The following is a 24,799-nucleotide window of genomic DNA, read 5'->3' as shown; positions in this document are numbered from 1 at the left end:
GCCGGCTCACTGGGCGCGCGGCCGCCACTCGCGCGCGGAGGTGTCGTACGCGTAGTGGGGCAGGCCCTCGATGCCGCTGGTGCGGAAGGGCCGCCCGCGGTCGTCGACGCGGACCGTGCCGGTGCGGCCCTGCGAGGCCCAGTCCAGCTCCAGGTACCAGCGGCAGTCGCAGCGCGCGGTCCTGGCGGTGACCACCAGTACCTCCGGGTCGCTCGCGGAGACGCGGTAGGGCAGCCTCACGGCCGGGACCGGCGTACCGGCGTCGTTCCCGGCGACCGCACGGGCGAGGGGCCGGTCCTTGTCCAGGTCCACGTCGAAGTACCGGGGGGTGAGCGCGCCGCCGCAGCCCTCGTCGTCCATGGCGTAGGCGTTCCCGGCCGCGGGTCCGGCGCGGCCGGCCACCCGCACCCGCAGCGCGGTGAGGACGACGGCCGCCTGGGACGTTCCCTGCACCGACAGCTCCACCCTCGTCTCGCCCCCGTGCACGGCCGCCTGCGTCCCCGCCCAGGTGCGGGCGTCCTGCGGGGCCGGGGGCGGAGGGACCTGCCCGGGGGGCCTGGCGACGACGTAGTCGTGACCGCACCCGTACTCCCACGCGTGCGAGTCGGCGGACCAGGTGAGGGGCGGCGGTCCGGCGGTCGCCCGCCGCCCGGACTCCGGCGGTGCGGAGGGGGCGCGCCGGCCGTCGGCCGAGGTGGGGCCGGCCCCGGGGGGCGTGGAGGGGGCGGCGGACCCCGTGGGGGTTGAGGGGGAGTCGCGGGGCGGGGCCGCGGGACCGGTCGCCGTGGGGGTGGCCGGGGGTGCCCCCGTGCTCCGTCCCCCCGAGGCGCTGGTCTCCCGGTCCTCCGGCAACGCGGACAGGCTCCCCACGGTCGCCAGCAGCGCGCACACGGCGGCCAGGGCGACGGCCACCCGCTTCCGCCGCCGGTACCAGGGCCGCCGGCCCTCCGCCCCCGGCGGCGGGGGGCCGTTCACGACGCCCGCACCGGCCGGCTGAGCACCCGCGTGGACGCCGGCGGACGGCGACCCGGACCCGTCGGCCCGCCCGGACGGACGGACCGGATCGCCGCCGGCGTCACCACGGGCCGGATCCGGACGGGCGGACGCATCCGGGCCGGGGTCCGAAGCCGGGCCGGTATCCGGGTCCGCGCCCGCCGGGCCGGCCGTGTCGTGGGGGCGCCGGCGGGCTTCCAGCGCGCGCAGCCAGTGACGGTGGAGGTCGAGGCGTTCCTCGGCCGACGCGCCGCACAGGGCGGCGAAGCGCTCCACGGGGGCGAAGTCGACGGGGACCGCGTCGCCCGCGCAATAGCGGTGCAACGTCGAGGTGTTCATGTTCAGGCGGCGGGCCAGCGAGCCGTAGCTGCGGTCCGTGCGTTCCTTCAGCCCCCGCAGCAGCGCCGCGAATTCCGCCACGTCGTCCTGTGCCGACACCGACACCGTCACCCCGCACTCGCTCCGACCCCGAACCGGGCCCCGGGACGGCGTCCCAGGCATCCCCTGTACCTGCACGTCGGAGGGGCTGGGATGGTTCCATGCCGCCGAATCCGGCGACGCCGCTTGCGTCCGCCTCGGGCCGCGGCGGATGCTCTTGGCACCGCCCCGACGGCCGCCGGACGACCGACCCGGCCGTCCCGGCGCACGGCTCCGACCTTCCATCACGCACACCTCACGGGGGACACCCATGCCCATCCGCACCCGGGCCACCGCACTCGCCGCGCTCACCGTCGCCGCGCTCGCGGCCGGCACCGTACTCACCGCGCCGGCCGGCGCCGCGCCGAAGGCCACCCCGCCCAAGTTCCTCTCCGCCTCCGAGCTGCCTGCGCACCCCTCGTCCGCCTGGACCGCGGGCCCGGTCACCGACGGCTTCCCGGTGGAGCTCGCGTACTGCCTCGGCGAGGGCGTACCGGCCTACGACTACCGGCACCGCGCCTTCCACACCGACCTCGACACGGGCGCCGTCCAGGTCACCGTCGTCACCGGTTCCGCCGCCAAGGGCAAGGCGCTGGCCGCCCTGCTCGACAAGGAGATCCGTTCCTGCGCCGACCGGATCGAGGCGGCGGACCCGGAGGTCGAGGCCGAGGGCCGCTTCTACGGCACGCTGCCGGTCGAGGAGGGCGCGACGGTGCACGGACTGCACACCGAGGCATCCTGGGGCGCCTCCGACGTCCACCTGCTGTCCGTGGGACGGGACGGCAGGACGGTGACGGTCGTCGGCTGGGGGCAGATGGGCGACTTCGGCGACGCGCCGGTCGGGGCCTTCAAGAAGACGGCCAAGAAGGCGGTCGACAAGCTGTACTGAGCCCGCACGTCCACCACGACCACCGTGTGACACCGGGGTCGTCCTCTCGCCACGGGGGTCGGGAGGACGGCCCCGCACGCATACGTGGCCACTGCACTTCGGCCAACAACGGTTCGTCGACGAGCGGTATGACTGCCGCGCGGGTGACCGGGCAATGATTCCCGTGAACGCGTTCGAGCAGCAGGGGGAACCGACATCGGCACGCGGGCGGGGGCCATGAAGAGTAAGGCTTCGGCGGCTCAGCTGAGGCGCACACTGGGACGGGCGGATCTGCGGGCGGTGCCGGAGTCCCGCAGGGCGCTGCGCGAACTGCTCGCGCACTGGGGCACACCGGAACGGTCCGCGGTCGCGGAGCTCCTCACCAGCGAACTCGTCACCAACGCGCTGGTCCACACCGACGACGGGGCGGTGCTGACGGCCACCGTCGGACCCCGTGGACTGCGGGTCGAGGTACGGGACTTCGTGGCCCGGGATCCCCGGCCGCGCCTGCCGGACGCGCACGAGGGCACGAACGGCCGGGGTCTGGTGCTGGTCGAGTCCCTCGCCGACGAGTGGGGCGTCAGGAAGCACGACGTGGGCAAGTCCGTCTGGTTCGAACTCGAGACGGACGCCGCCTGAAGGGTCACCGACGCGAAGCGGGGGTGCGGCCCCGGGCGGGCCGCACCCCCGTCGGTCCGGCGAGCGACGTCAGCCGAACTGCTGCTCCAGATCCTTGAGTTTGCGCTCCAGCGAGTCCAGGCGCGGCAGCGCCTGGGTGTCGTCCTCGGCGGTGAGGTCGACGGTCAGCGGGTCAGCGCCACCGGTGCGTACCGGCTGCAGGGAGTGACGCGCGCGGACGGGCAGGGCCTCCGACGCCGATATGGCAGGCTCCGCGGAGACCATGTCGGCTTCCCGCTCCACGGTCGCCGTCTCCAGCTCCCGCCCACCGCCGCCCCGGCCGGGCAGACCCCGGTGACCGCGGCTGATCGCCTTCAGCCGGGCCCGCTCCAGCCGCTGCTGGTCCCGCCGGCGCTGCTTCGCCTCGTCCTTGCGGGCCTTGTCCTCACGGACCTCCTCGACCGCCTCCTCCAGACTGCGCACGCCCTCGAGCAGCATCAGCGACCAGGCACGGTAGGTCTCCCGGGGGGCGCGCAGCCAGCGCACGATACGGATCTGCGGGAGCGGACGCGGGACCAGGCCCTGCTCGCGCAGCGCGGCCCGCCGGGTCTGCTTCAGCGCGCGGTCGAACAGGACCGCCGCCGACAGGGACATGCCCGCGAAGAAGTGCGGGGCGCCCGCGTGGCCGATGCCCCGGGGGGCGTGGACCCAGTTGAACCAGGCCGCGGCGAAGGCGAACGTCCACACGAGTATGCGCGAGCCGAGCGCCGCGTCACCGTGACTCGCCTCGCGCACGGCGAGCACCGAGCAGAACATCGCCGCGCCGTCCAGACCGAAGGGGACGAGGTACTGCCAGCCGCCGGACAGGCCGAGGTTCTGCTCGCCGAAGCCGACCAGACCGTGGAAGGAGAGTGCGGCGGCGACCGCCGCACAGCAGAACAGCAGAACGTAGGAGACGGTGCCGTAGACGGCCTCCTTGCGCCGGCGACGCTCCTCGCTGCGCTCCCACGAGTCGTCCGCGCTCGTGTCCTTGACCGAGGAGCGCTTCCCGCGCGCCAGCACCGCCACCGCCGCCAGCATGCCGAGGAGCAGCACGGCGCCCGGAAGCAGCCAGTTCAGCGATATGTCGGTCAGTCTCATCTAGGGGTCCCTTGCATTGGGATAGGGCGTAACGCCCGCCATAGTGGCCCAATCCCAGCGGCCCTCAGGGTGTTTCGGGGCAAGAGGCCGCCAAGGAAGTGCGAGGGGGGTGCACGGGGCGGCGATCTGCTCGAACTGCCGCATGAGGGGCGGGAGTTGAGTTCGAATAACATTACCCGTACGGGTGGTTCCGTGGACACTTCCCGCGACGGGTGAGGGAATTGTGAATCACCCGTGACCTCCGCGGGGGCGAGCGAGGGCTCGCGGGGGCGATCCTACGGCCCGCAGGCGGGTGCCGGTGTCCGACGCGACGTCAACTCGCCTGCGCCACCAGGGCGGTGGCCCGCTCGGTGGTGCCTTCCCTGCCGCAGGTGCGGGGGCAGGTGGCGCAGATGTCCGCGGGGCGCAGGGTGTAGAACATGCAGCAGCTGACCCGGTCCCGGGTGGCGCGCTCCCGCTCCGCGTCCGGTCCGGCCGGCCGGCGGAAGGCCGCCGCGCCGACGTACGGCTGGGTCGCTCCCGGCAGCAGCTGCTCCAGCTCGCGCAGTCCGCGCTCCTCCTCGCCGAGCAGCTGGGCGATGTACCACAGGCTCTCGACGATCTCGTCGGTCGCCATGCCCCACAGGGCGCGGCCGCGCCGGCGCATCCGGGGCCCGAAACCGGTCAGGACGGGCTCCAGGTGCTGGGCGACCGCCGCACGCACCTCCGCGCGCAGCGCCTCCTCGTCGGGCACCACCCGGGCGCCGGGCAGTGCCGCGACCGGGTCGTCGGGCAGGCAGGCGAACCCGTCGGGCCGGACGGCCATGCGGCCGACGGCGAGGCCGGTGGCCGTACGGTCGAACGAGACGTGCGTCACGGGGTAGCGCGGCACCCGGCGGTGCAGGAACCACGGGACGGTGATCAGCAGGCAGGCGGGCCAGGCGTAGCGGTGCAGGCCGAAGCTGGCGATCACGTCCGGGCGGGCCTGCCGGCCGTAGTCCCGCAGGACCTGGGTGTCGTCCCAGGTCAGGAAGGTCTCCAGGGCGCTTCCGCCCTCGGCGAGATCGGACGCGGCGACCCAGCCGCCGCCCCGCGGGGCCTCCTCGTCCGCGCCGAGTTCGGTGACGGCCAGCGCGGGGAAGGCCTCCGCCAGGCGGGCGTACGCGTCCGCGACGGCCGAACCGGGCACAGGCATGGGGCCACCCTTCACGTCTCGTGGAGCCGGATCAAAAAAGGTAAGCCTCACCTTACCGAAGATCTCCGGGATGTGAACTGGTGTCCGGTGCGCCTATCGTGCTTGACGGTGAGGCGACAACCCGCCGTAATGGCCGCAAGTACCGACACGTCCGCAGGAGGACCTGGTGAAGCAGGACACGCAGGGCCCCGTGGAGGGGGCGGCGCAGGCGCGGCCCCCGCGGGTTCCCGTCCAGCGGGCGACGGCGGCGCGGCCGGGTGACCGGCTGGGTGACCGGCCGGGTGAGCGGCAGGCGGGCGCTGGGAGGGGCGGGCCGGGCGGCGGTGGCGCGCGGGACGGTGCCGCGCGGGGTGAGCACACCCACGGTGAGCCGGCGGTTCCGCCTCTCGCCCCACCCCGCCCCCGGGCGGCCGTGCAGCGGTCCTCCGTGCGCGGACAGGTCCTGGACGCGCTGCGCACCGCGCTGGTGAGGGGTGAGCTGCGTCCCGGTGAGGTGTACTCGGCGCCGGTGCTGGGCGAGCGGTTCGGTGTCTCCGCGACGCCCGTCCGGGAGGCCATGCAGCAGCTGACGCTGGAGGGCGCGGTCGAGGTCGTGCCCAACAGGGGGTTCCGGGTCGTCGAGCGCGGGGCGCGGGAACTGGCGGAGCTCGCGGAGGTGCGGGCGCTGATCGAGATGCCGGTGATGCTGCGGCTGGCCCGTACGGTTCCGGCGGAGCGGTGGGCCGAACTGCGGCCGCTGGCGGAGGCGACGGTGCGGGCGGCGTCCTCCGGGTGCCGGGCAACGTACGCGGAGGCCGACCGGGCGTTTCACCGTGCGGTGCTCGCTCTGGCGGGGAACGAGCAGTTGGTGCGGATCGCCGAGGACCTTCATCGGCGGGCCCAGTGGCCGCTGGTGGGGGGCGCAGCGGGCGCCGGGGCCGGTGGGCGGGGGCGCCGGGGGGAGCTGGTCGCGGACGCGCACGAGCACACGGCGCTGCTGGACGCGTTGATCGCGGGTGATCTGGAGGTGGTGCGGGCGCTGGTGGGGGAGCACTTCAGCGGGGCGGGGTGAGGGGGGCGCGTGCGGGGTGGTGCCGGGTTCTTCGCCCCCGCCGCCCCTTCCCGTCCCGTCCCCGGGGGCTGTGCCCCCGGACCCCCCTTCGGCCCTGAACGGGCCTCGTCCTCAAACGCCGGACGGGCTGGGGGGCTCGTCGCCGAGTGGCGGACGGGCGGGCCGGCTGGGGGGCGGGGGCTCGTCGTCGAGTGGGGGGCGGGTTGTGGCTATGCCGTTGCCGCTCCTGGGGTGGGCGGGGCCAGTTGGGTGGTCAGCCAGGTGGGGACGCCGCCGAGGAGGCGGAAGAGGCGGCGGGCCTCCTCGCGCAGGCGGGAGGCCTCCGGTTCGGTCTCCGTCTCGGCGAGGGAGACCAGCGCGGGGGCGGTCCCGACGAGGTAGCCCAACTCCTCCCGGATGCGGAGTGATTCGGCGAAGCCCTGCCTGGCCTCCGCCAACTCCCCCTCCCGCAGGGCGAGTCCGGCGAGGTGGCGCCAGGTGGCCGACAGCAGCAGCGGGTCGGCGTGCGCGGTGGCGCCCGCGTGGGCGCGGCGGTAGGCGGCCCGCGCCGCCTGGGGGGAACGGGTGAGGTTCTCCGCGATCAGCCCGCGCCGGAAGTCCAGCAGTGCCCGCCCAGGCGCTCCGGGCGCGATCAGCGCCGCCGCCCGTCCGAGCGCGGCCCGCGCCTCGTCGGCCCGGTCGCGCACCCGGAACAGCGTGGCCGCGTACGCCAAGTACCCGCGCTCACAAGCGGCCGCCCCGCGCTCGTCGTCGCTGTCCGCCAGTGCCTCGGCCGTACGCAGGGCGTCCTCGGCCTCCTCCCACCCCGCCTCGGTGTAGAGACACCGCTCGACCAGCAGCGAAGCCCGCTGCAGTGCCGTGTCCGGGGTGGCGGGGGCGAGCAGCGCGGCGGCGTCGGCCCAGCAGGCACGGGAGCGCAACCGCCACACCGCCGTCTGGAGAGGATCGTCATCGGCGGTCGTTCCGTCACCGGACATGGCGGTATGCGCCACGTTGCCCTCCCCGAGCACGCCATCGAGCTGTTGAGTGGTGGCCGCATCTCAGCACGAACCGCACGGCCCGGCCAAGAGGGTGGGTGAAGGATTTCACAAAGTCATGGCTCGCGGGTCCGAACCGCCCGGACGCGTCCTCTTCAGCTCAACTCATGCGCAGGGCAAGGAAGAAGTCCAGCTTGTCCTCCAGCCGGGAGAGGTCGCGGCCCGTCAACTGCTCGATGCGTCCGACGCGGTAGCGCAGCGTGTTGACGTGCAGGTGGAGGCGGGAGGCACAGCGGGTCCAGGAGCCGTCGCAGTCGAGGAACGCCTCCAGGGTGGGGATCAGCTCGGCACGGTGCCGGCGGTCGTACGCGCGCAGGGGGTCCAGGAGCCGGGCGGTGAAGGCGCGGCGCACGTCGTCGGGGACGAAGGGGAGCAGCAGGACGTGCGAGGCGAGTTCCTGGTGGCCGGCCGCGCAGACCCGGCCCTTGCGGGCCGCGGCCACGCGCCGGGCGTGCCGTGCCTCCTCCAGCGCGCCGCGCAGCCCCTCCGCGGAGTGCACGGCGGCGGAGACGCCGAGGGTGAGCCGGCCGTCGCCGTCCAGGCCGGCCGTGAGCGGGTCGCGCACCGTCTCCAGCAGGGTCTCGGCGAGCACCCCCGTACCCGGGTGGCCGTCGTCACCGCTCACCGCGGGCAGCGGCACCAGCGCGACCGCCTCGTCCCCGGTGTGCGCCACCGCGATGCGGTCGGCGTGCTCGGTCCCCGTCGCGGCGGGGTCGACCAGGATCTCCTCCAGCAGGGCCTGGGCCACCGGGCCGCCGTCGGTCTCGCCGCCGTCCCAGTCGACGCGGGCCACCACGACCTGCCAGTGCGGTGCCGTTCCCAGCCCGGGCAGCAGCACCGGCGCGGCCACCCGCAGCCGTGCGGCGATCTCGGCGGGCGCGGCACCCGCCTGGACCAGTTCCAGCACCTCCTGCGCGAGCCGGCGTCTCACCGTGCGGGCCGCGTCCCGGCGGTCCCGTTCCACGGCGATCAGCTGGGTCACGCCGTGCAGCAGGTCCAGCCGCTCCTCGGCCCAGTCCCCGGCGTCCGCCTCGACGGCCAGCAGCCAGTCGGACAGCACCTTCCCGCGCACGTCCCGGGCGTCCCCCGCGGCGCGCCCGCTGCCCCGCACGGGGAACACGCTGTACGTGGTCTGCCCGAGCGTCACCCGGTGCGGTCCGAGCCGGCCGGTGCGGGCGGCCGCCTGCTGCTCCGCGGCGAGCCGCGCGCACACGTCCGCGGGCAGCGCCGGCCCGTCCCCCGGCGCCCCGGCGGCCCGCGACCCCGCGATCAGCCGGCCGGTGGGCGACAGCAGCCAGGCCCGCAGGTCCAGGTCGGAGCCGAGCAGGTCGAGCACCACGTCGGGGCCGCCGCCCGCCGGGCCGGACGTCATCATCCGCCGGTGCCGGTCCACGACGGCCGCGAGGTCCCCGGCGCGCTCGCCGGAGACCTGCCGGACGACGTGCTCGGTGATGGTCGCGAAGGCCACCGACTCGTGCACCGCGAACAGCGGCAGCCGGTGCCGGGCGCAGGCCGCCACCAGGTCCTCCGGCACATCGCCCAGCTCGGCCTCGCCGGCCGCGAGCGCGGCCACCCCCGCCTGCACCAGCAGCCGTACGAACGGCTCGGAGTCGGCGGCGTCCCGGCGCCAGGCCAGGCCCGTGAGGACCAGCTCGCCGCCGGAGAGGTAGCGGCTGGGGTCCCTCAGGTCGGTGGTCATCACGCCCCGCACACCGCGGTCCAGCTCCTCCTCGCCGCCGAGCAGCTTCAGGCCCAGCGCGTCGGTGTCCAGCAGTGCGCGCAGCCGCATTCTCGTCGCCGCCGTTCTCTGTCTCGATGTCTGTGCGGAACCGCCGGAGGAACGTCCGACGGGGTCCGCGGCCTGGCTGATCAGCGTGTCGGCCGGTCCCCGGACGGTGCCCCCCGTTTCCGGAGGAAGAGGAGGAGGTTACGGAAGGCCTCCTTTCATATGAATCTACAAGATGCCTGCGCTGGCCAGCCAACTCCTTCATGGTTTCCGTGACTGACCCATGCGGAGCACGCGGCGGTGTACTGGGCCCACGCAGCGTGAACACCGCATCTACGAGCCGGGACCGCCGCACACGGATTGGCTCCATCTGTACGCCCCACGAGACGAGGAAAAGAGCCGGTCATGGACTTCCTTCGCCCCGCCAGCTGGGAGGAGGCGCTCGCCGCGAAGGCCGAGCACCCCGCCGCTGTGCCGATCGCGGGCGGCACCGACGTGATGGTCGAGATCAACTTCGACCACCGCCGGCCCGAGTACCTCATGGACCTGAACCGCATCCGCGACCTCGAGGAATGGGAGGTCGGCGCGGACAGCGTACGGCTCGGCGCCTCCGTCCCGTACTCCCGGATCATGGAGCACCTCCGTGCCGAACTGCCGGGGCTCGCCCTCGCCGCGCACACCGTCGCCTCCCCGCAGATCCGCAACCGGGGCGGCGTCGGCGGCAACCTCGGCACCGCCTCCCCGGCCGGTGACGCCCACCCGGCCCTGCTCGCGGCCGGTGCCGAGGTCGAGGCCGAGTCGGTGCGCGGGTCGCGCCGCATCCCGATCGACGCGTTCTACACCGGCGTGAAGCGCAACGCGCTGGCGCCCGACGAGCTGATCCGCGCCGTCCACATCAGGAAGGCCGACGGCCCGCAGCAGTTCTCCAAGGTCGGCACCCGCAACGCCATGGTGATCGCCGTGTGCGCCTTCGGGCTGGCCCTCCACCCGGAGACCCGGACGGTACGCACGGGGATCGGTTCGGCCGCCCCGACACCGGTCCGGGCGCGGGCCGCCGAGGAGTTCCTGGACGCGGCCCTGGAGGAGGGCGGCTTCTGGGACAGCGGGAAGGTCATCACCCCGTCGCTCGCCAAGCGGTTCGCCGATCTGTGCGCCGCCGCCTGCAACCCCATCGACGACGTGCGCGGCACCGCGGGCTACCGCCGCCACGCGGTCGGCGTCATGGCCCGCCGCACCCTGACCTGGACCTGGGAGTCGTACCGCGGCGCCCGCCGCACCACGGAGGGAGCCGCGTAATGCGCATCGACTTCACCGTCAACGGACGCCGCCAGGAGGCCGACGACGTCTGGGAGGGCGAGTCCCTGCTGTACGTGCTGCGCGAGCGGCTCGGCCTGCCCGGTTCCAAGAACGCCTGCGAGCAGGGCGAGTGCGGCTCGTGCACCGTGCGGCTCGACGGCGTGCCCGTGTGCGCGTGTCTCGTCGCCGCCGGCCAGGTCCAGGGCCGCGACGTCGTCACCGTGGAGGGCCTGGCGGACTTCGCCCGGCAGCGCTCCCGCGGCACCGGCGCCCGCGGCACCTCCCTGGACGAGGCACAGGAGTGGCAGGCCCACGGCTCCGACTCGCGGACCGGCGAAGGGGGCGGACTCTCGCCCGTCCAGCAGGCGTTCATCGACGCCGGAGCCGTGCAGTGCGGCTTCTGCACCCCCGGGCTGCTGGTCGCCGCCGACGAGATGCTGGAGCGCAACCCCGACCCGGACGACGCGGACATCCGCGAGGCGCTGTCGGGCAACCTGTGCCGCTGCACCGGATACGAGAAGATCATGGACGCGGTCCGCCTCGCGGCCGCCCGCCGGTCCGAGGGGGTCTGACCATGCCCACGAACGGCGTACCCACCAGGCTCACGCAGGGCTCGGGGACCAGGGGCGGCATCGGCGAGTCCACCCTCCGCCCGGACGGCACCCTCAAGGTCACCGGCGAGTTCGCGTACTCCTCCGACATGTGGCACGAGGACATGCTCTGGGGGCACATCCTCCGCTCCACCTTCGCGCACGCCGAGATCCTGTCGATCGACACGGGCGAGGCCCTGGCCACCCCCGGTGTGTACGCCGTACTGACCTACGACGACCTGCCCACCGACGTGAGGCACTACGGCCTGGAGATCCGGGACACCCCGGTCCTCGCGCACGGCAAGGTCCGCCACCACGGCGAACCGGTCGCGATCGTCGCCGCCGACCACCCGGAGACCGCGCGCCGCGCCGCCGCCAAGATCAAGGTGGACTACCGCGAACTCCCGGTCGTCACCGACGAGGCCACCGCCACCGCCCCCGGCGCGGTCCTCGTCCACGAGAACCGCGACGACGGCCACGCGGGACACGTCCCGCACCCCAACATCGTCCACCGCCAGCCCATCGTGCGCGGCGACGTCGGGGAGGCCCGCCGCCGCGCCGACGTGATCGTCGAGGGCGAGTACACCTTCGGCATGCAGGACCAGGCCTTCCTCGGCCCCGAGTCCGGCCTCGCCGTCCCCGAGGAGGACGGCGGCGTCCACCTCTACATCGCCACCCAGTGGCTCCACTCCGACCTGCGCCAGATCGCCCCCGTGCTCGGCCTGCCCGAGGACAGGGTGCGGATGACCCTGGCCGGCGTCGGCGGCGCGTTCGGCGGGCGCGAGGACCTGTCCATGCAGATCCACGCCTGCCTGCTGGCCCTGCGCACCGGCAAACCCGTCAAGATCGTCTACAACCGGTTCGAGTCCTTCTTCGGCCACGTCCACCGCCACCCGGCCAGGCTGCGCTACGAGCACGGCGCCACGGCGGACGGCCGCCTCACCCACGTCAGGTGCCGCATCGTCCTCGACGGCGGCGCCTACGCCTCCGCCTCCCCGGCCGTGGTCGGCAACGCGGCCTCGCTCGGCATCGGCCCGTACGTCGTCGACGACGTCGACATCGAGGCCGTCGCCCTCTACACCAACAACCCGCCCTGCGGCGCCATGCGCGGCTTCGGCGCCGTCCAGGCATGCTTCGCCTACGAGGCGCAGATGGACAGACTGGCGGCCCGGCTCGGCATGGACCCGGTGGAGTTCCGGCAGCTCAACGCCATGGAGCAGGGCACGCTCCTGCCCACCGGGCAGCGCGTCGACTCCCCGGCGCCGGTCGCCGAACTGCTGCGGCGCGTCAAGGCGATGCCCATGCCGCCGGAGCGCCAGTGGGAGTCCAGCGAGGGCGCCGACGTGCGCCAGCTCCCGGGCGGACTGTCCAACACCACGCACGGCGAGGGCGTCGTCCGGGGTGTCGGCTACGCGGTCGGCATCAAGAACGTCGGCTTCTCCGAGGGCTTCGACGACTACTCCACCGCCCGCGTCCGCATGGAGGTCGTGGGCGGTGAGCCGGTCGCCACCGTGCACACCGCGATGGCGGAGGTCGGCCAGGGCGGCATCACCGTCCACGCGCAGATCGCGCGTACCGAACTGGGCGTCGCCCGGGTGACCATCCATCCCGCCGACACCCGCGTGGGCTCGGCCGGTTCGACCTCGGCGTCCCGGCAGACCTACGTCACCGGCGGCGCGGTCAGGAACGCCTGCGAGCTGGTCCGTGAGCGGGTGCTGGAGCTCGGCCGGCGCCGGTTCGGGTCGTACCACCCGGCCTGGGCGACCGCCGAACTGCTCCTGGAGGACGGCAAGGTCGTCACCGACGGCGGCGAGGTCCTCGCTGGCCTGGCGGACGTCCTCGGCGAGGAGGCCGTGGAGGTCGAGGAGGAGTGGCGGCACCGGCCGACCGAGCCCTTCGACCCGCGCACCGGCCAGGGCAACGGGCATGTGCAGTACTCCTTCGCCGCGCACCGTGCCGTCGTCGAGGTCGACACCGAGCTGGGTCTGGTCAAGGTCGTCGAACTGGCCTGCGCGCAGGACGTCGGCAAGGCGCTCAACCCGCTGTCCGTGATCGGCCAGATCCAGGGGGGCACCACCCAGGGCCTCGGCATGGCCGTCATGGAGGAGATCCTCGTCGACTCGGGGACCGCCAAGGTGCGCAACCCGTCCTTCACGGACTACCTGATCCCCACCATCCTCGACACCCCGACCATCCCCGTCGACCTGCTCGAACTCGCCGACGACCACGCCCCGTACGGCCTGCGCGGCGTCGGCGAGGCACCCACCCTGTCGTCCACCCCGGCGGTCCTGGCGGCCATCCGCGACGCCACGGGCCTGGCACTCGACAGGACCCCGGTCCGCCCGGAACATCTCACGGGCACGGGGTGACCGCGCCGCCGGCGGGCAGTCGTGCTTCCCCCGTGCAACCGGAGCCGAGGAGACCGAGACATGCTGGACATCGCCGAGGAACTGGACCGGTGGGTGGGGCAGGGCCGTGACTTCGCGGTCGCCACCGTGGTGGCGGTCGGCGGCAGCGCGCCCCGCCCCCCGGGCGCCGCGCTCGCGGTCGACACCGACGGCACGGCCGTCGGCTCGGTCTCCGGCGGCTGCGTGGAGGGCGCGGTCTACGACCTGTGCGAGCAGGCCCTGAGGGACGGCGAACCCGTCCTGGAACGCTTCGGCTACAGCGACGAGGACGCCTTCGCCGTCGGCCTGACCTGCGGCGGAGTCGTCGACGTCCTGGTCATGCCGGTGCGGGCGGCGGATCCCGCCCGCCCGGTGCTGGCGTCCGCCCTGGCCGCGGCGGCGCGGGGGGAGGCGGTGGCGGTGGCGCGGATCGTGAGCGGTCCGGCGGAGCTGAGGGGCCGCGCCCTCACGGTGTGCCCCGACGGCTCGTCCGGGGGCGGCTTCGGCGCCCACCCGGAACTGGACCGCACGGTGGCCGCCGAGGCGGGCGCCCTCCTGGACGCCGGCCGCACCGGCACCCTGGAGATCGGGGAGCGGGGCTCGCGCTGCGGGGCCCCGCTCACCGTTCTGGTCGAGTCCGCCGTCCCCCCGCCCCGGATGATCGTCTTCGGTGCGATCGACTTCGCGTCGGCGCTGGTGCGGGCCGGCAAGTTCCTCGGCCACCACGTCACCGTGTGCGACGCGCGCCCCGTGTTCGCCACCAGGGCCCGCTTCCCCGAGGCCGACGAGATCGTCGTCGAGTGGCCGCACACATACCTGGAGCGCACGTCCGTCGACGCCCGTACGGTCCTGTGCGTCCTGACCCACGACGCCAAGTTCGACGTACCGCTGCTGCAGCTCGCCCTGCGCCTGCCGGTGGCCTACGTCGGCGCGATGGGCTCCCGCCGCACCCACCTGGACCGCGGCGCCCGGCTGCGCGAGGCCGGCGTCACCGAGCGGGAGCTGGCCCGTCTCAGATCGCCCATCGGCCTGGACCTCGGCGCCCGCACGCCGGAGGAGACGGCCCTGTCCATCGCCGCGGAGATCGTCGCCGACCGCCGGGGCGGCAGCGGGATCCCGCTCACCGGCGCCCACACCCCGATCCACCACGACGACCCGGGCGTGCCCAAACACCCGCCCGTGGCGCCGTGACCGCCGTCCCGGCTCACGCCCGCCGGAGCAGCCGGTTCACCGCGCGGCCGAAGACGTGGCGGCCGGCGCGGGCCAGGGCGGCGTCGCCGAAGGCGGGCAGGAAGCGGACCCGGATGTCCTCCCGCCACACCACCCGCGCCCGGCCGCCGGGACCCGGCCGCACCTCGATCTCCGCCCAGCCGGTGACGAGGCGGCCCCGCTTCTCCAGGCGGCACAGCCCCGGCGAGTCGCCCGCGGGCGGCCGCCACACCGTCACTTCCATCGGGTCGTCGAAGGAGAGCGGGCCCAGACCCGTGCGGGCGACGAAGAGCGTGCCCTCACCGGTGGGAGGGGGAGTGGTCACCGTGACCCGGGTCATCGGCACCACGTCGCCGTGGCGGGGCCACGTCGTGAGCCTGCGCCAGGCCTCGTCGAGGGGGAGGGGCGCCGTGCGCTGAAGCTGGAAGGTGGCCACGGGAGAATCCTAGGAAACCCCGGCCGCCCGGCGGTCTCCCGCGGGACGGCTCACCCGTACGGCCCAGCGGCCCGTGAGGGTCACCGGTACACCTTCCCCGGCTCGGCCCGGCCCGGCGCGAGGAGCTGCGGCACCGTCACGAACACGTAGCCCCGCTTCTTCAGCGCGTCGATGATGCCCGGCACGGCGGGGACGGTCCCGTCGTAGATGTCGTGGAGCAGGATGATGCCGTCGCGCGAGGCCTGGGCGAGGACACGGCGGGTGATCAGGTCCGAGTCGGTGGTCCGGTAGTCCTTGGCCGTCACGCTCCACAGGACCTCCGACAGGCCCAGTTCGCGGCTGATGGCCTGCACGGTGTCGTTCGTACGGCCCTGGGGCGGGCGCATCAGGGTGGGGCGGCGGCCGGTGAGGCGCTCTATCTCCTCGTTGGTGCGTTGGAGTTCCTCGCGTATCTCGTCCGGTTCCAGCTCCGTCAGGATGCGGTGGGTCCAGGTGTGACTGGCCACCTCGTGACCCTCGTCGGCCATCCGCCGCACCAGCTCCGGGTAGGTGTCGATGTGCCGCTCGCCCAGGAGGAAGAAGGTCGCCGGCACCTGCTCGTCCTTCAGGATGTCCAGCAGCCGCGCGGAGTTCTCGCCGGGGCCGGCGTCGAAGGTGAGCGCGATGCACTTGGCCTCACGGCAGTCGACGGTGCCGAAGCGGGCCTGGACGTCGGTGGTGCGGACGGCGCTGGGAGCGGTGGTCTCCAGCCGTGCGCAGCCGCTCAGCGGCAGTGTCAGCGCCGCGACCGCGGCCAGTGCCGACGCCCCCCGGAACGCGGCCGCCGGTCTTCTCATCTTCCTGGTCAGAAAAGGCATGGCCGGACTGTACATTTTGTCTATACGTGAGATGTATAGTCCCTTTCGTGTGCCCTCCGTGGGGTGACGCGGTGGATGTGAGAGTCGTCACGCGAGCGGGCGGCGGTGACCTGAATCGACGCCGAAAAGTCCACGGTTCCGTCCGTAATGGGACAAGCTGGGTCCAAGTGTTTGAGACAACCGCGAATGCGGCACTCGCGTCCCGGTAGTCCGCAGGCCTCTCGTGGACGGAGCACAGCCCCGATGCGCAGCCTTGGTACCAGAGTCCGGGGGAGGGCGTCCGCGTGACGTCGTACGCCGTCGTGATCCCCACCCTGGTGCGGGACACCCTCCCCGACTGCCTCGCCGCGCTGGCCGCGGCGATCGGACCGCGTCCCGACGAGATCGTCCTCGTCGACGACCGGCCCGGACCCCTGCCCTCCCCGGACGTGATGGGTCACGCGCTGGGCGTCCTCGGCGACCTGCGGGAGCGCACCACCGTCCTGGCCGGCGACGGCCGCGGGCCCGCCGCAGCGCGCAACCGCGGGCTGCGCGCCGTCACCGCCCCCTGGGTCGCGTTCCTCCACGACGACGTCCAGGTCGGGCCGCGCTGGTGCGCCGAACTGGTGCGGGACCTCGCGGAGGCGTCCCCCGACACCGCCGGCGTCCAGGGCGTCATCACCGTGCCGATGCCCGGCGGGCGCCGCCCCACCGACTGGGAACGCGGCAAGGACGGGCTCGCCCGGGCCCGCTGGACCACCGCCGACATGGCCTACCGCGCCGAGGCGCTGAAGCGGGCCGGCGGATTCGACGAACGCTTCGCCCGGCCCTTCCACGAGGACGCCGACCTCGCGCTGCGCCTCCTCGACACGGGCTGGCGCATCCGCCGGGGCCACCGCACCACCCTGCGCCCCGTACGCCCGGCCTCCCGCTGGGCGTCGGTGGTGCAGCAGCGGGGCAACGCCGACGACGCCCTGATGTGCCGCCTGCACGGACCGGACTGGTGGGACAAGGCGGTCGCACCGCGCGGCCGCATCCGCCGGCACGCCGCGATCACCGCCGCCGGCACCGCCGCCTGCGTGCTCGGCGCGACCGGCCACCGCCGGGCGGCCACCGTCTGCGCGCTCGGCTGGGCCGCGGGAACCGCCGAGTTCGCCCGCGCCCGCATCGGCCCGGGACCGCGCACCCCCGACGAGGTGACCACGGTGCTGGCCACCAGCGTGGCCATACCGCCCGCGGCGACCTGGCACCGGCTGGCCGGGGCCTGGCGCCACCGCCGCACCCCCGCCCGGCCGGCGGGGACCCGGTGAGCCCGGTGAACGCGGTCCTCTTCGACCGCGACGGCACCCTGGTCCACGACGTCCCCTACAACGCCGACCCCGCCCGCGTCCGGCCCGTCGACGGCGCCCGCGCGGCGCTCGACGCCCTGCGCGCCCGCGGCATCCGCACCGGCGTGGTCACCAACCAGTCCGGCATCGCCCGCGGGCTCCTCACCGAGGCCGACGCCCACCGCGTCAACCGGCGCGTCGACGAACTGCTCGGCCCGTTCGACGTGTGGGCCCTGTGTCCGCACGGCCCCGACGACGGCTGCCCCTGCCGCAAACCCCGGCCGGGCATGGTGCTCTGGGCGGCGGGCCGGATCGGGGCGGCCCCGGCCGACTGCGTCGTCATCGGCGACATCGGTGCCGACATGGAGGCCGCCCGCCGGGCCGGCGCCCACGGCATCCTCGTCCCCACCCCGCAGACCCGTCCCGAGGAGACGGCCGCGGCCCCCCACGTCGCCCCGGACCTCCCGGCAGCGGTCCGCCTCGTCCTCGACACCCCGCCCTGGGGCCGTGCCCCCCTCACGCCACCCCCCTCCGGCCCCGGCGCCCGCGACGGCACACCGCCCGCGGCCACCCGGATCTCCGGTCCGGCCCCGCAGCGGGCGGTGCCCGTCACGGAGGGCGGCGGCGACCTGAGCACCGCGGCGTCCGCCCGGGGCGGGACCGGCCACCGGACCGGAGACGCCGAGCCGCGGGGGAGGGCCACGTGAAGGCCCTCGTCACCCGGCTCGACAGCTTCGGCGACGTGCTGCTCGCGGGGCCCGCCGTGCGGGCCGTCGCCGCCCGGGCCCGCCACGTCACCCTGCTCTGCGGACCGCACGGGGAACCCGCCGCCCGGCTGCTGCCCGGCGTCGACGAGGTGCTGGTCTGGGAGTCCCCCTGGACCGGGTTCCAGCCGCCCGCGGTCAGCCGCGCGGCGGTCGAGTCGCTGATCTCCGCCGTCGACGCCGACACCGCGCTCGTCCTCACCTCCTTCCACCAGTCGCCCCTGCCCACCGCCCTGCTGCTGCGCCTGGCCGGGGTCCGCTTCATCGCGGCCGACAGCGAGGACTACCCGGGCTCCCTCCTCGACGTGCGGCACCAGCGCGCCCCGCAGGCCCATGAGGCCGAGGCCGCCCTCGACCTCGCCGCGGCCGCCGGCTTCCCCCGGCCCGGCGACACGCGGCTGCGGGTCCTCCCGCCGCCCCCCACCGGGGCACTGACCGGCCCCGGCGGATACGTCGTCCTCCACCCGGGCGCCAGCGTGCCCGCCCGCGCCTGGAGCCCCGGCCGGTGCGCGCAGACGGTGCGCGCCCTCGCCGCCGCCGGGCGCAGGGTCGTGGTCACCGGCGGCGCGGGGGAGCGGGAACTGACCGCGTACGTGGCCGGCGGCCGTGCCGTCGACCTCGGCGGCCGCACCGGAGCCGCCGAACTGGCCGGGGTGCTCGCCGGGGCCGACTGCGTGGTCACCGGCAACACCGGCCCCGCCCACCTCGCCGCCGCCGTCGGCACCCCGGTGGTGTCCCTGTTCTCCCCGGTCGTCCCCGCCGAACGCTGGCGCCCCTACGGCGTGCCCTGCGTCCTCCTCGGCGACCAGCGGGCACCCTGCGCCGGCACCAGGGCCCGGCAGTGCCCCGTGCCGGGCCACCCGTGCCTGGAGGAGGTCACCGCGTACGACGTCGTCGCCGCCGTCGACAAACTCGTGGAGGTCCTGCGGTGAGCGGCCGCACGGGGTCCGCCACGGAGGCCCGGACCGGCGCCCCCGCGCCCCCGGCGCGCCTGCTCGTCCTGCGCGCCCTCGGTCTCGGGGACCTGCTGGCCGGCGTCCCCGCCCTGCGGGCGCTGCGCCGGGCCCACCCCCGCCACGAGCTCGTCCTCGCCGCCCCCGCCGCGCTCGCGCCGGTCGCCGAGGCCTCCGGAGCCGTCGACCGGCTGCTGCCCGCCTCCGCGCCCTCCCGTGCCGTACCGCGCACCCTCGACTGGACCGGCCCGCCCCCGGACGTCGCCGTCGACCTGCACGGCAACGGACCCCCCAGCCACCGCCTGCTGCAGGCCCTGCGCCCCCCGCGGCTGCTGGCGTTCGCCCATCCCGGGACCCCGGACATCGCGGGTCCCGTCTGGTACGCCGGCGAACACGAGCGGGACCGCTGGTGCCGGCTGCTGCGCTGGTACGGCATCGACGCCGACCCCACCGATCTGCTGCTGCCCCGCCCGCCCACCGCGTCACCCGCTCCCGGCGCGGTCGTCCTGCACCCCGGCGCCGGCTCCCCCGCCCGCTGCTGGCCGGTCGAGCGGTACGCCGCCGTCGCGACCGCCCTGCGCGCCCGAGGCCGGCGCGTCGTGGTCACCGGCGGAGCGGCCGAGGACGACCTGGTGGCCCGCCTGGCCAAACGGGCGTCGCTGCCCGACACCGACGTCTTCGCCGGCGGCCTCCCCCTCGCCCGGCTCTCCGCCCTCGTCGCGGGCGCCCGCGCCGTCGTCAGCGGCGACACCGGCATCGCCCACCTCGCGGTCGCCCACGCCACCCCGACCGTCACCCTGTTCGGCCCGGTCCCGCCCAGCCAGTGGGGGCCGCCCGCGCTGCCGCGCCACACCGCGCTGTGGCACGGCCCGCCGGGCGACCCCCACGGCGACCGCCCCGGCCCGGCCCTCCTGCGCATCACCCCCGACGAGGTCCTCCACGCCCTGACCCGCCTGCCCGAGGGGAGCACCCCATGACCGGCCACCGCCCCCTCGGCGTCGTCATCGCCACCCGCGACCGCCGCGACCGGCTCGCCGGCACCCTGCGGCGGCTGCTGGAACTGCCCGAGCGGCCCGAGATCCTGGTCGCCGACAACGCCTCCACCGACGGAACCCGGGAGATGGTCGCCCGCGACTTCCCCGAGGTGCGCCTCCTGGCGCTCCCCGTGAACCACGGCGCCCTGGCCCGCAACCACGGCGCCCGCGCCCTCACCACCCCGTACGTGGCGTTCAGCGACGACGACTCCTGGTGGGCGCCCGGATCCCTCGGCCGGGCGGCCGAACTGTTCGACGCGCATCCCCGGCTCGGCCTGATCGCCGCCCGGACGCTCGTCGGCCCGGCCGAGACCCCCGACCCGCTCAACGACGTCCTCGCCGGCTCACCGCTCGGCCCGGCCACCGACCTCCCCGGCACCCAGGTGCTCGGCTTCCTCGCCTGCGGCGCCGTCGTCCGCCGCGACGCCTACCTCGACGCCGGCGGATTCCACCGCCTGCTGTTCTTCGCCGGCGAGGAGACGCTGCTCGCCTACGACCTCGCCGCGCGCGGCTGGGGCGTCACCCACTGCCCCGAGGTCGTCGCCCACCACCACCCGTCCCCCGCACCCCGCGAAGGCCGTCCCGTGCTCCAGCTCCGCAACGCGACGCTGACCGCCTGGCTGCGCCGCCCCGTCCCCTACGCCCTCGCCCGCACCGGGGCCCTCGCCGCGGACGCCCGCGGCGACCGGCACGCACGGCGTGCCCTGCGCGAGGTCCTGGTCCGGCTGCCGGCCGCCCTGCGCGAGCGCAGGCCCCTTCCCCCGCAGGTGGAGCGGGCCGCCCGACTCCTGGAGGGGACGACCGCATGACCGACCCGCGCACCACCGTCGTCGTCATCACCCACAACCGGCGTCCCGAACTCCTGCGCACCCTCGGCCACCTCGCCCGGCTCCCCGAGAAGCCGCGGGTGATCGTCACCGACAACGGCTCCACCGACGGCACCGCCGAGGCCGTCGCCCGCCACCACCCCGGCATGCGGCTGCTGCGGCCCGGCCGCAACCTCGGCGCCGTGGGCCGCAATCTGGCCGTGCGCGAGGTCCGCACCCCCTACGTCGCCTTCTGCGACGACGACTCCTGGTGGTCGCCCGGCTCCCTGGCCGGCGCCGCCGACCTGCTCGACCGGCACCCGGCGCTCGGCACGGTCACCGCGCGGATCATCGTCGAACCCGACGGCACCGAGGACCCGATCGTCCGCGAGCTGCGCGACTCGCCCCTGCCCCGCCCGTCCTGGCTGCCCGGCCCGGCGCTCGGCTCGTTCCTGGCCGCCGCGACCGTGCTGCGCACCGACGCCTTCCGCACCGCCGGCGGCTTCCACCCGAGGCTCTGGCTGGGCGGCGAGGAGGAACTGCTGGCCGCCGACCTCGCGGCCGACGGCTGGTGGCTGACCTACGCCGAGGCGCTGACGGTCCACCACCAGGCCTCCACGGCGCGGGACCCCACCCTGCGCCGCAGGCACGGCATCCGCAACACCCTGTGGTTCACCTGGCTGCGCCGCCCGGCCGGGCCCGCGCTGCGCCGCACCCTGAACCTGGCGCGCACCGTGCCGCGCGACACGGTCTCCCTGCTCGCCTTCGCCGAGGCGGCCGCGGCCCTGCCCTGGGTCCTGCGCGAACGCCGCGTCCTGCCCCACGAGGTGGAGTCCAGGCTGCGTCTGCTGGAACCCTCCCAGCGCGGCTCCACGGCCCGCCGCTACACCGGCTGACCCGCGCCGCCGCTCCACCGGCCGGCCCGCGCCGCCGCTCCACCGGCTGACCCGCGCCGCCGCTCCACCGGCCGGCCCGTGCCGCCGCTCCACAGGCCGGCCGCGCGCCGCGGGCCCGGACGGTCAGCCGCCGGACCACCGGCACAGCAGCCGGACCGCCGCGAAGAGCGTGAACGGCCACAGGACGGCGAAGGAGCAGATCGCCCACGGCGCCGAGGTGGCGATCGCCGTCACCATCAGCGTGACGGAGACCGCGAGGAGGACGGCGACGGTCCGCCCGCGGGGGCGGCAGCACACGAGGCCGCGCACGCCGGGGCCCGGGTGGACGGTCATGGTGCGCAACCGCCGGTCGAGCCGGCGGTCGCGGCGCAGGACCCGCTCGATGCCGTCGAGGACGCGCTGTTCGTGTGCGGAAAGCCGAGCGGGCGACACCGTCTCTCCTTCTGGGGACGACCGGGAGGACCGCGACGGCCGCGAGGGCCGCGACGGCCGCGGGACGCCTGAGTGCCCGACGGGCCCCGCGGCTAACCGGCGGAGGTGTGCGGTGCCAGCACCTCCAGCAGACGGTCCGCCCCGTCCGGCGCCCGGCCGTCCCGGAACGCGTCACGGACCTGCCGCGCGGCCACCCGCCCCGAGGTCAGGCACCAGTCCCACCAGCGCTCCAGCCGGCGCTCGTCCACCTGCTCCGCCGCCAGCAGCGCCGGCCAGCCGCACGCCCGGGCCTGCGCGCTCACCTTGGCGCCGCCCGCCACCGGGTCCACCGCCAGCACGGGTGTGCCGACCCGCAGCGCGAGCACCAGCCCGTGCAGCCGGTCGGTGACCACGAGGTCGAGGCGCGCCAGTACGGACTGCACCTGCGCGGGCGTCGCGCTCAGATGCCAGTCACGGGTGTCCAGCCGGGTCTCCAGCTCCAGCCGGGCACAGTCCTTCCCGGCCAGCCAGCGGGTCACCGCGTCCGCGACCTGCCCGTGCCGCCGCTGCTCCCCGTACTCCTGCTGCCCGTGGGTGAGGATCACCCCGACCACGGGCCGCGCGGGCACCGCCGGGGCGCGGGCCGCCAGGTCCTCGGACGGCGCGCGGCCCGGCGCGTCCCGCGCCAACACGCTGTGGAAACCGGTCGCCGCCGGGTCCGCCGGGTCGACCACCGACGTCCCCACGGCGATCCGCACGCAGTGCGCGAAGCGCCGGTGCAGTTCCTCGATCTGCGGTCCGTGCAGCGGCCCGCACACGAAGACCAGATGCGAGTAGTCACGGGGCCGTACGGCGTCCAGGTGCAGCGCGTCCGGCAGGAAGCCGGGGCTCCAGGCGACGTCGTACGTCGTCCCGGAGCCCCGCAGTACCTCCTCCACCCGGCGCAGCGCCAGCACGTCACCGGCGGTGGCCTCGCCGTCGCGGAAGCTGAACCACCCGGTCAGCAGGACCCTTCCCGGCCCGGAGCGTTCTCGTTCGTCCACGCGGCCCCGAGTGCCCCGCTCCGGCGCGACGCAACCGGCCGGGCCGCGGGCCGCGCGGGTTCAGCGCCCCGCCCGCTCCCGGAGCGGGCCGGGGGAGGAGCCGGGGTGACCGGCCAGGCCGCGCCGGGCCTGGTCCAGGGCCCGCTCGGCGACCTCGCGCACCTCGGCCACGACGTCACCGCGTTCGCGGACCAGACCGTCGTAGACCGGCAGATCATCTGTGGCGGGGGGAGGGGATGTCACGGAGTGCCTGTCCTTCTGTGTGGGGGAGACGTGCCGGGCGCGGTCCGTCCGTCCGGCGACGACCGGGACGGAGGCACGGGCCCGTAGAGGACAGCGCCGTCCGGCCGCCGCGGCGTTACTCCCGGCCGCGGGATGTCCCGAATGGGCGTACGTGTTCCGGCATCGCGGACAGGACCTGGCCGCAAGCCCCGCTAACGTGCCGGTATGACGAAGACCAAGCGGAGCGCCACCCCGTCGGCCGGCGTGCTCGGAGTCCGGGCCCTCAACCGGGCCACGCTGGAGCGGCAGCTGCTGCTGCGCCGCTCCCCGATGTCCGCCGTGGACGCCACCGCCCATCTGCTGGGCCTCCAGGCGCAGAACGTCAAGCCGCCCTACTACGCGCTCGCCGCCCGCCTCGACGACTTCACCCCCGAGGCGCTGTCCCGGCCGATGGCCGACCGCGAGGTCGTCCGCATCGTCACCATGCGCTCGACGATCCACACCCACACCGCCCGCGACTGCCTCACCCTGCGGCCCCTCGTGCAGCCCGCCCGTGACCGCGAGGTGCACCAGTTCCGCGCGGGCCTCACCGGCGTCGACCTGGACCGGCTCGCCACCCTCGCCCGTGAGCTCGTCGAGACCGAACCGCGCACGATGGGACAGCTGCGCGAGGCCCTGCTGGCCGAGTGGCCGGACGCCGACCCGCAGGCCCTGGCCATCGCCGCCCGCTGCCGGCTGCCCCTCGTGCAGATCACCCCGCGCGGACTGTGGGGGCACAGCGGGCAGGTCGTGCTGACCACCGCCGAGCACTGGCTGGGCCGTCCCGCCGAACCGGCTCCCGTGACGCCCGACGACACGGTGCTGCGCTACCTCGCCGCCTTCGGACCCGCGTCCGTGAAGGACATGCAGACCTGGTCCGGACTGACCCGGCTGCGCGAGGCCTTCGAACGGCTGCGTCCCCGGCTCGTCACCTTCCGGGACGAGGGCGGCACCGAGCTCTTCGACCTCCCGGACGCACCCCGTCCCGACCCGGACACCCCGGCCCCGCCCCGCTTCCTGCCCGAGTTCGACAATCTGCTCCTCTCCCACGCCGACCGCACCCGCGTCGTACCGGCCGAGTACCGGGGCCGCAGCTGGAACGGCAACGTCGCCCACCGCACGCTCCTCGTCGACGGGTTCCTGGCGGGACTGTGGCGGCTGGACGCCGACGCCCTCGTCGTCGAACCGTTCGCCCCGCTCGGCCGGGCGCGGCGGGAGGAGGTCACGGCGGAGGCCGAGCGGATGCTGCGGGTGATGCACCCGGACACGGCCCGCGACATCCGCTTCGGGACGGTCCGCGGCTGACGCCGGACATGGAGAGGGGGCGTTGCGGGCTGCTCGTGGAAGCCCGCAACGCCCCCTGGCCTGCGACCTGAGGGGTACTCAGGAACTCGTGGGAACGCTCGCCCGGCGGCCGGGAACGCGGTGGCGCGGAGAGCGGGCCCCGCGCGTCGGCCGCGGGGCGAAGGAGGCGGCCGGGGCGGTCACGGCGGCTGCCTGTGGTGCGCGGGCGAGCCCTGACATG

At 75.4% G+C, this 24,799-nt stretch carries 24 protein-coding genes; 14 read left to right on the top strand and 10 right to left on the bottom strand.

Annotated features, from left to right (window positions below; genetic code table 11):
- Positions 1-6: 6 nt before the first annotated feature.
- The gene (locus IE118_RS11825) at positions 7-1,431 is read right to left on the bottom strand and encodes a transcriptional regulator (protein WP_229846777.1); all 1,425 of its coding nucleotides are present in this window, start codon (positions 1,429-1,431) and stop codon (positions 7-9) included.
- Positions 1,432-1,681: 250 nt separating this feature from the next.
- Between IE118_RS11825 and IE118_RS11820 the strand changes: the two genes are divergently transcribed.
- Both IE118_RS11820 and IE118_RS11815 read left to right on the top strand, forming a co-directional pair.
- Entirely contained in the window at positions 1,682-2,299 is a 618-nt protein-coding gene (locus IE118_RS11820) for a hypothetical protein (RefSeq protein ID WP_189557745.1), read from the top strand.
- A 216-nt stretch (positions 2,300-2,515) separates the two neighbouring features.
- Positions 2,516-2,917 carry an ATP-binding protein gene (locus IE118_RS11815; RefSeq protein ID WP_189557744.1) on the top strand — a complete coding sequence of 134 codons (402 nt, stop codon included), beginning with the start codon at positions 2,516-2,518 and terminating at the stop codon, positions 2,915-2,917.
- Positions 2,918-2,986: 69 nt separating this feature from the next.
- On the opposite strand, the gene IE118_RS11810 is transcribed toward IE118_RS11815, so the two are convergent.
- Both IE118_RS11810 and IE118_RS11805 read right to left on the bottom strand, forming a co-directional pair.
- Entirely contained in the window at positions 2,987-4,036 is a 1,050-nt protein-coding gene (locus IE118_RS11810; protein WP_189557743.1) for a DUF2637 domain-containing protein, read from the bottom strand.
- Between the two features lie 313 nt (positions 4,037-4,349).
- The gene (locus IE118_RS11805) at positions 4,350-5,210 is read right to left on the bottom strand and encodes a (2Fe-2S)-binding protein (RefSeq protein WP_189557742.1); all 861 of its coding nucleotides are present in this window, start codon (positions 5,208-5,210) and stop codon (positions 4,350-4,352) included.
- Positions 5,211-5,376: 166 nt separating this feature from the next.
- On the opposite strand from IE118_RS11805, the gene IE118_RS11800 reads away from it, so the two are divergent.
- Entirely contained in the window at positions 5,377-6,261 is an 885-nt protein-coding gene (locus tag IE118_RS11800) for a GntR family transcriptional regulator (RefSeq protein ID WP_373298302.1), read from the top strand.
- Between the two features lie 209 nt (positions 6,262-6,470).
- Here IE118_RS11800 and IE118_RS11795 read toward each other — a convergent pair whose 3' ends face one another.
- Positions 6,471-7,238 (bottom strand): hypothetical protein, encoded by a 768-nt coding sequence (locus IE118_RS11795; protein ID WP_189558151.1) that lies wholly within the window; start codon positions 7,236-7,238, stop codon positions 6,471-6,473.
- A 160-nt stretch (positions 7,239-7,398) separates the two neighbouring features.
- On the bottom strand, positions 7,399-9,087 hold the full coding sequence (locus tag IE118_RS11790) for a PucR family transcriptional regulator (RefSeq protein ID WP_189557741.1): 1,689 nt from the start codon (positions 9,085-9,087) through the stop codon (positions 7,399-7,401).
- Between the two features lie 342 nt (positions 9,088-9,429).
- Between IE118_RS11790 and IE118_RS11785 the strand changes: the two genes are divergently transcribed.
- The 4 genes from IE118_RS11785 to IE118_RS11770 are packed head-to-tail and all read left to right on the top strand — an operon-like array spanning position 9,430 to position 14,488.
- Positions 9,430-10,320, top strand: a complete 891-nt coding sequence (locus tag IE118_RS11785; protein ID WP_189557740.1) for an FAD binding domain-containing protein — start codon at positions 9,430-9,432, stop codon at positions 10,318-10,320.
- Positions 10,320-10,892 carry a (2Fe-2S)-binding protein gene (locus IE118_RS11780; protein WP_189557739.1) on the top strand — a complete coding sequence of 191 codons (573 nt, stop codon included), beginning with the start codon at positions 10,320-10,322 and terminating at the stop codon, positions 10,890-10,892. Before IE118_RS11785 ends, IE118_RS11780 begins: the two co-directional genes overlap by 1 nt.
- Before the next feature lie 2 nt (positions 10,893-10,894).
- Complete coding sequence (locus IE118_RS11775) at positions 10,895-13,279, top strand: xanthine dehydrogenase family protein molybdopterin-binding subunit (RefSeq protein WP_189557738.1); 2,385 nt, start codon at positions 10,895-10,897, stop codon at positions 13,277-13,279.
- A 60-nt stretch (positions 13,280-13,339) separates the two neighbouring features.
- Positions 13,340-14,488, top strand: coding sequence for an XdhC family protein (locus IE118_RS11770; RefSeq protein WP_189557737.1), 1,149 nt, complete (start codon positions 13,340-13,342; stop codon positions 14,486-14,488).
- A gap of 13 nt (positions 14,489-14,501) precedes the next feature.
- On the opposite strand, the gene IE118_RS11765 is transcribed toward IE118_RS11770, so the two are convergent.
- Positions 14,502-14,942 (bottom strand): SRPBCC family protein, encoded by a 441-nt coding sequence (locus tag IE118_RS11765; protein ID WP_189557736.1) that lies wholly within the window; start codon positions 14,940-14,942, stop codon positions 14,502-14,504.
- 80 nt (positions 14,943-15,022) lie between these two features.
- On the bottom strand, positions 15,023-15,799 hold the full coding sequence (locus IE118_RS11760; RefSeq protein ID WP_373303179.1) for a polysaccharide deacetylase family protein: 777 nt from the start codon (positions 15,797-15,799) through the stop codon (positions 15,023-15,025).
- Positions 15,800-16,083: 284 nt separating this feature from the next.
- Here IE118_RS11760 and IE118_RS11755 point away from each other — a divergent pair, with 284 nt between their 5' ends.
- The 6 genes from IE118_RS11755 to IE118_RS11730 are packed head-to-tail and all read left to right on the top strand — an operon-like array spanning position 16,084 to position 21,559.
- A complete protein-coding gene (locus IE118_RS11755; protein ID WP_189557735.1) occupies positions 16,084-17,088 on the top strand; it encodes a glycosyltransferase family 2 protein in 1,005 nt (334 codons plus the stop codon).
- Positions 17,085-17,813, top strand: a complete 729-nt coding sequence (locus IE118_RS11750; protein ID WP_229846776.1) for a D-glycero-alpha-D-manno-heptose-1,7-bisphosphate 7-phosphatase — start codon at positions 17,085-17,087, stop codon at positions 17,811-17,813. The genes IE118_RS11755 and IE118_RS11750 overlap by 4 nt, the downstream gene beginning before the upstream one ends.
- Positions 17,810-18,802 carry a glycosyltransferase family 9 protein gene (locus IE118_RS11745; RefSeq protein WP_189557734.1) on the top strand — a complete coding sequence of 331 codons (993 nt, stop codon included), beginning with the start codon at positions 17,810-17,812 and terminating at the stop codon, positions 18,800-18,802. Before IE118_RS11750 ends, IE118_RS11745 begins: the two co-directional genes overlap by 4 nt.
- Entirely contained in the window at positions 18,799-19,800 is a 1,002-nt protein-coding gene (locus tag IE118_RS11740; RefSeq protein WP_189557733.1) for a glycosyltransferase family 9 protein, read from the top strand. Before IE118_RS11745 ends, IE118_RS11740 begins: the two co-directional genes overlap by 4 nt.
- Positions 19,797-20,666, top strand: a complete 870-nt coding sequence (locus IE118_RS11735; RefSeq protein WP_189557732.1) for a glycosyltransferase family 2 protein — start codon at positions 19,797-19,799, stop codon at positions 20,664-20,666. Before IE118_RS11740 ends, IE118_RS11735 begins: the two co-directional genes overlap by 4 nt.
- Positions 20,663-21,559, top strand: coding sequence for a glycosyltransferase family 2 protein (locus IE118_RS11730; RefSeq protein WP_189557731.1), 897 nt, complete (start codon positions 20,663-20,665; stop codon positions 21,557-21,559). The genes IE118_RS11735 and IE118_RS11730 overlap by 4 nt, the downstream gene beginning before the upstream one ends.
- Before the next feature lie 123 nt (positions 21,560-21,682).
- Here the strand turns inward: IE118_RS11730 and IE118_RS11725 are convergent, their stop codons facing one another.
- From IE118_RS11725 to IE118_RS11715, 3 genes are all read right to left on the bottom strand, one after another.
- Positions 21,683-21,991 carry a DUF3040 domain-containing protein gene (locus IE118_RS11725; protein WP_189557730.1) on the bottom strand — a complete coding sequence of 103 codons (309 nt, stop codon included), beginning with the start codon at positions 21,989-21,991 and terminating at the stop codon, positions 21,683-21,685.
- Between the two features lie 92 nt (positions 21,992-22,083).
- Positions 22,084-23,013 carry a polysaccharide pyruvyl transferase family protein gene (locus IE118_RS11720; RefSeq protein ID WP_189557729.1) on the bottom strand — a complete coding sequence of 310 codons (930 nt, stop codon included), beginning with the start codon at positions 23,011-23,013 and terminating at the stop codon, positions 22,084-22,086.
- A 60-nt stretch (positions 23,014-23,073) separates the two neighbouring features.
- Positions 23,074-23,256 (bottom strand): hypothetical protein, encoded by a 183-nt coding sequence (locus IE118_RS11715; protein WP_189557728.1) that lies wholly within the window; start codon positions 23,254-23,256, stop codon positions 23,074-23,076.
- Positions 23,257-23,460: 204 nt separating this feature from the next.
- On the opposite strand from IE118_RS11715, the gene IE118_RS11710 reads away from it, so the two are divergent.
- The gene (locus IE118_RS11710) at positions 23,461-24,579 is read left to right on the top strand and encodes a winged helix DNA-binding domain-containing protein (RefSeq protein ID WP_189557727.1); all 1,119 of its coding nucleotides are present in this window, start codon (positions 23,461-23,463) and stop codon (positions 24,577-24,579) included.
- Positions 24,580-24,799: the final 220 nt, after the last annotated feature.

The organism is Streptomyces pilosus (assembly GCF_014649835.1).
GTDB classification, from domain to species: Bacteria; Actinomycetota; Actinomycetes; order Streptomycetales; family Streptomycetaceae; genus Streptomyces; species Streptomyces pilosus.
This window is presented reverse-complemented; position numbering and strand designations above follow the sequence as displayed.

Excerpts from the sequence above, each read along its gene's own strand:
- IE118_RS11820 (WP_189557745.1), top strand. The coding sequence starts at position 1,682 with ATGCCCATCCGCACCCGGGCCACCGCACTCGCCGCGCTCACCGTCGCC.
- IE118_RS11815 (WP_189557744.1), top strand. The coding sequence starts at position 2,516 with ATGAAGAGTAAGGCTTCGGCGGCTCAGCTGAGGCGCACACTGGGACGG.
- IE118_RS11810 (WP_189557743.1), bottom strand. The coding sequence starts at position 4,036 with ATGAGACTGACCGACATATCGCTGAACTGGCTGCTTCCGGGCGCCGTG.
- IE118_RS11805 (WP_189557742.1), bottom strand. The coding sequence starts at position 5,210 with ATGCCTGTGCCCGGTTCGGCCGTCGCGGACGCGTACGCCCGCCTGGCG.
- IE118_RS11795 (WP_189558151.1), bottom strand. The coding sequence starts at position 7,238 with ATGTCCGGTGACGGAACGACCGCCGATGACGATCCTCTCCAGACGGCG.
- IE118_RS11790 (WP_189557741.1), bottom strand. The coding sequence starts at position 9,087 with ATGCGGCTGCGCGCACTGCTGGACACCGACGCGCTGGGCCTGAAGCTG.
- IE118_RS11785 (WP_189557740.1), top strand. The coding sequence starts at position 9,430 with ATGGACTTCCTTCGCCCCGCCAGCTGGGAGGAGGCGCTCGCCGCGAAG.
- IE118_RS11780 (WP_189557739.1), top strand. The coding sequence starts at position 10,320 with ATGCGCATCGACTTCACCGTCAACGGACGCCGCCAGGAGGCCGACGAC.
- IE118_RS11775 (WP_189557738.1), top strand. The coding sequence starts at position 10,895 with ATGCCCACGAACGGCGTACCCACCAGGCTCACGCAGGGCTCGGGGACC.
- IE118_RS11770 (WP_189557737.1), top strand. The coding sequence starts at position 13,340 with ATGCTGGACATCGCCGAGGAACTGGACCGGTGGGTGGGGCAGGGCCGT.
- IE118_RS11760 (WP_373303179.1), bottom strand. The coding sequence starts at position 15,799 with ATGCCTTTTCTGACCAGGAAGATGAGAAGACCGGCGGCCGCGTTCCGG.
- IE118_RS11735 (WP_189557732.1), top strand. The coding sequence starts at position 19,797 with ATGACCGGCCACCGCCCCCTCGGCGTCGTCATCGCCACCCGCGACCGC.
- IE118_RS11730 (WP_189557731.1), top strand. The coding sequence starts at position 20,663 with ATGACCGACCCGCGCACCACCGTCGTCGTCATCACCCACAACCGGCGT.
- IE118_RS11710 (WP_189557727.1), top strand. The coding sequence starts at position 23,461 with ATGACGAAGACCAAGCGGAGCGCCACCCCGTCGGCCGGCGTGCTCGGA.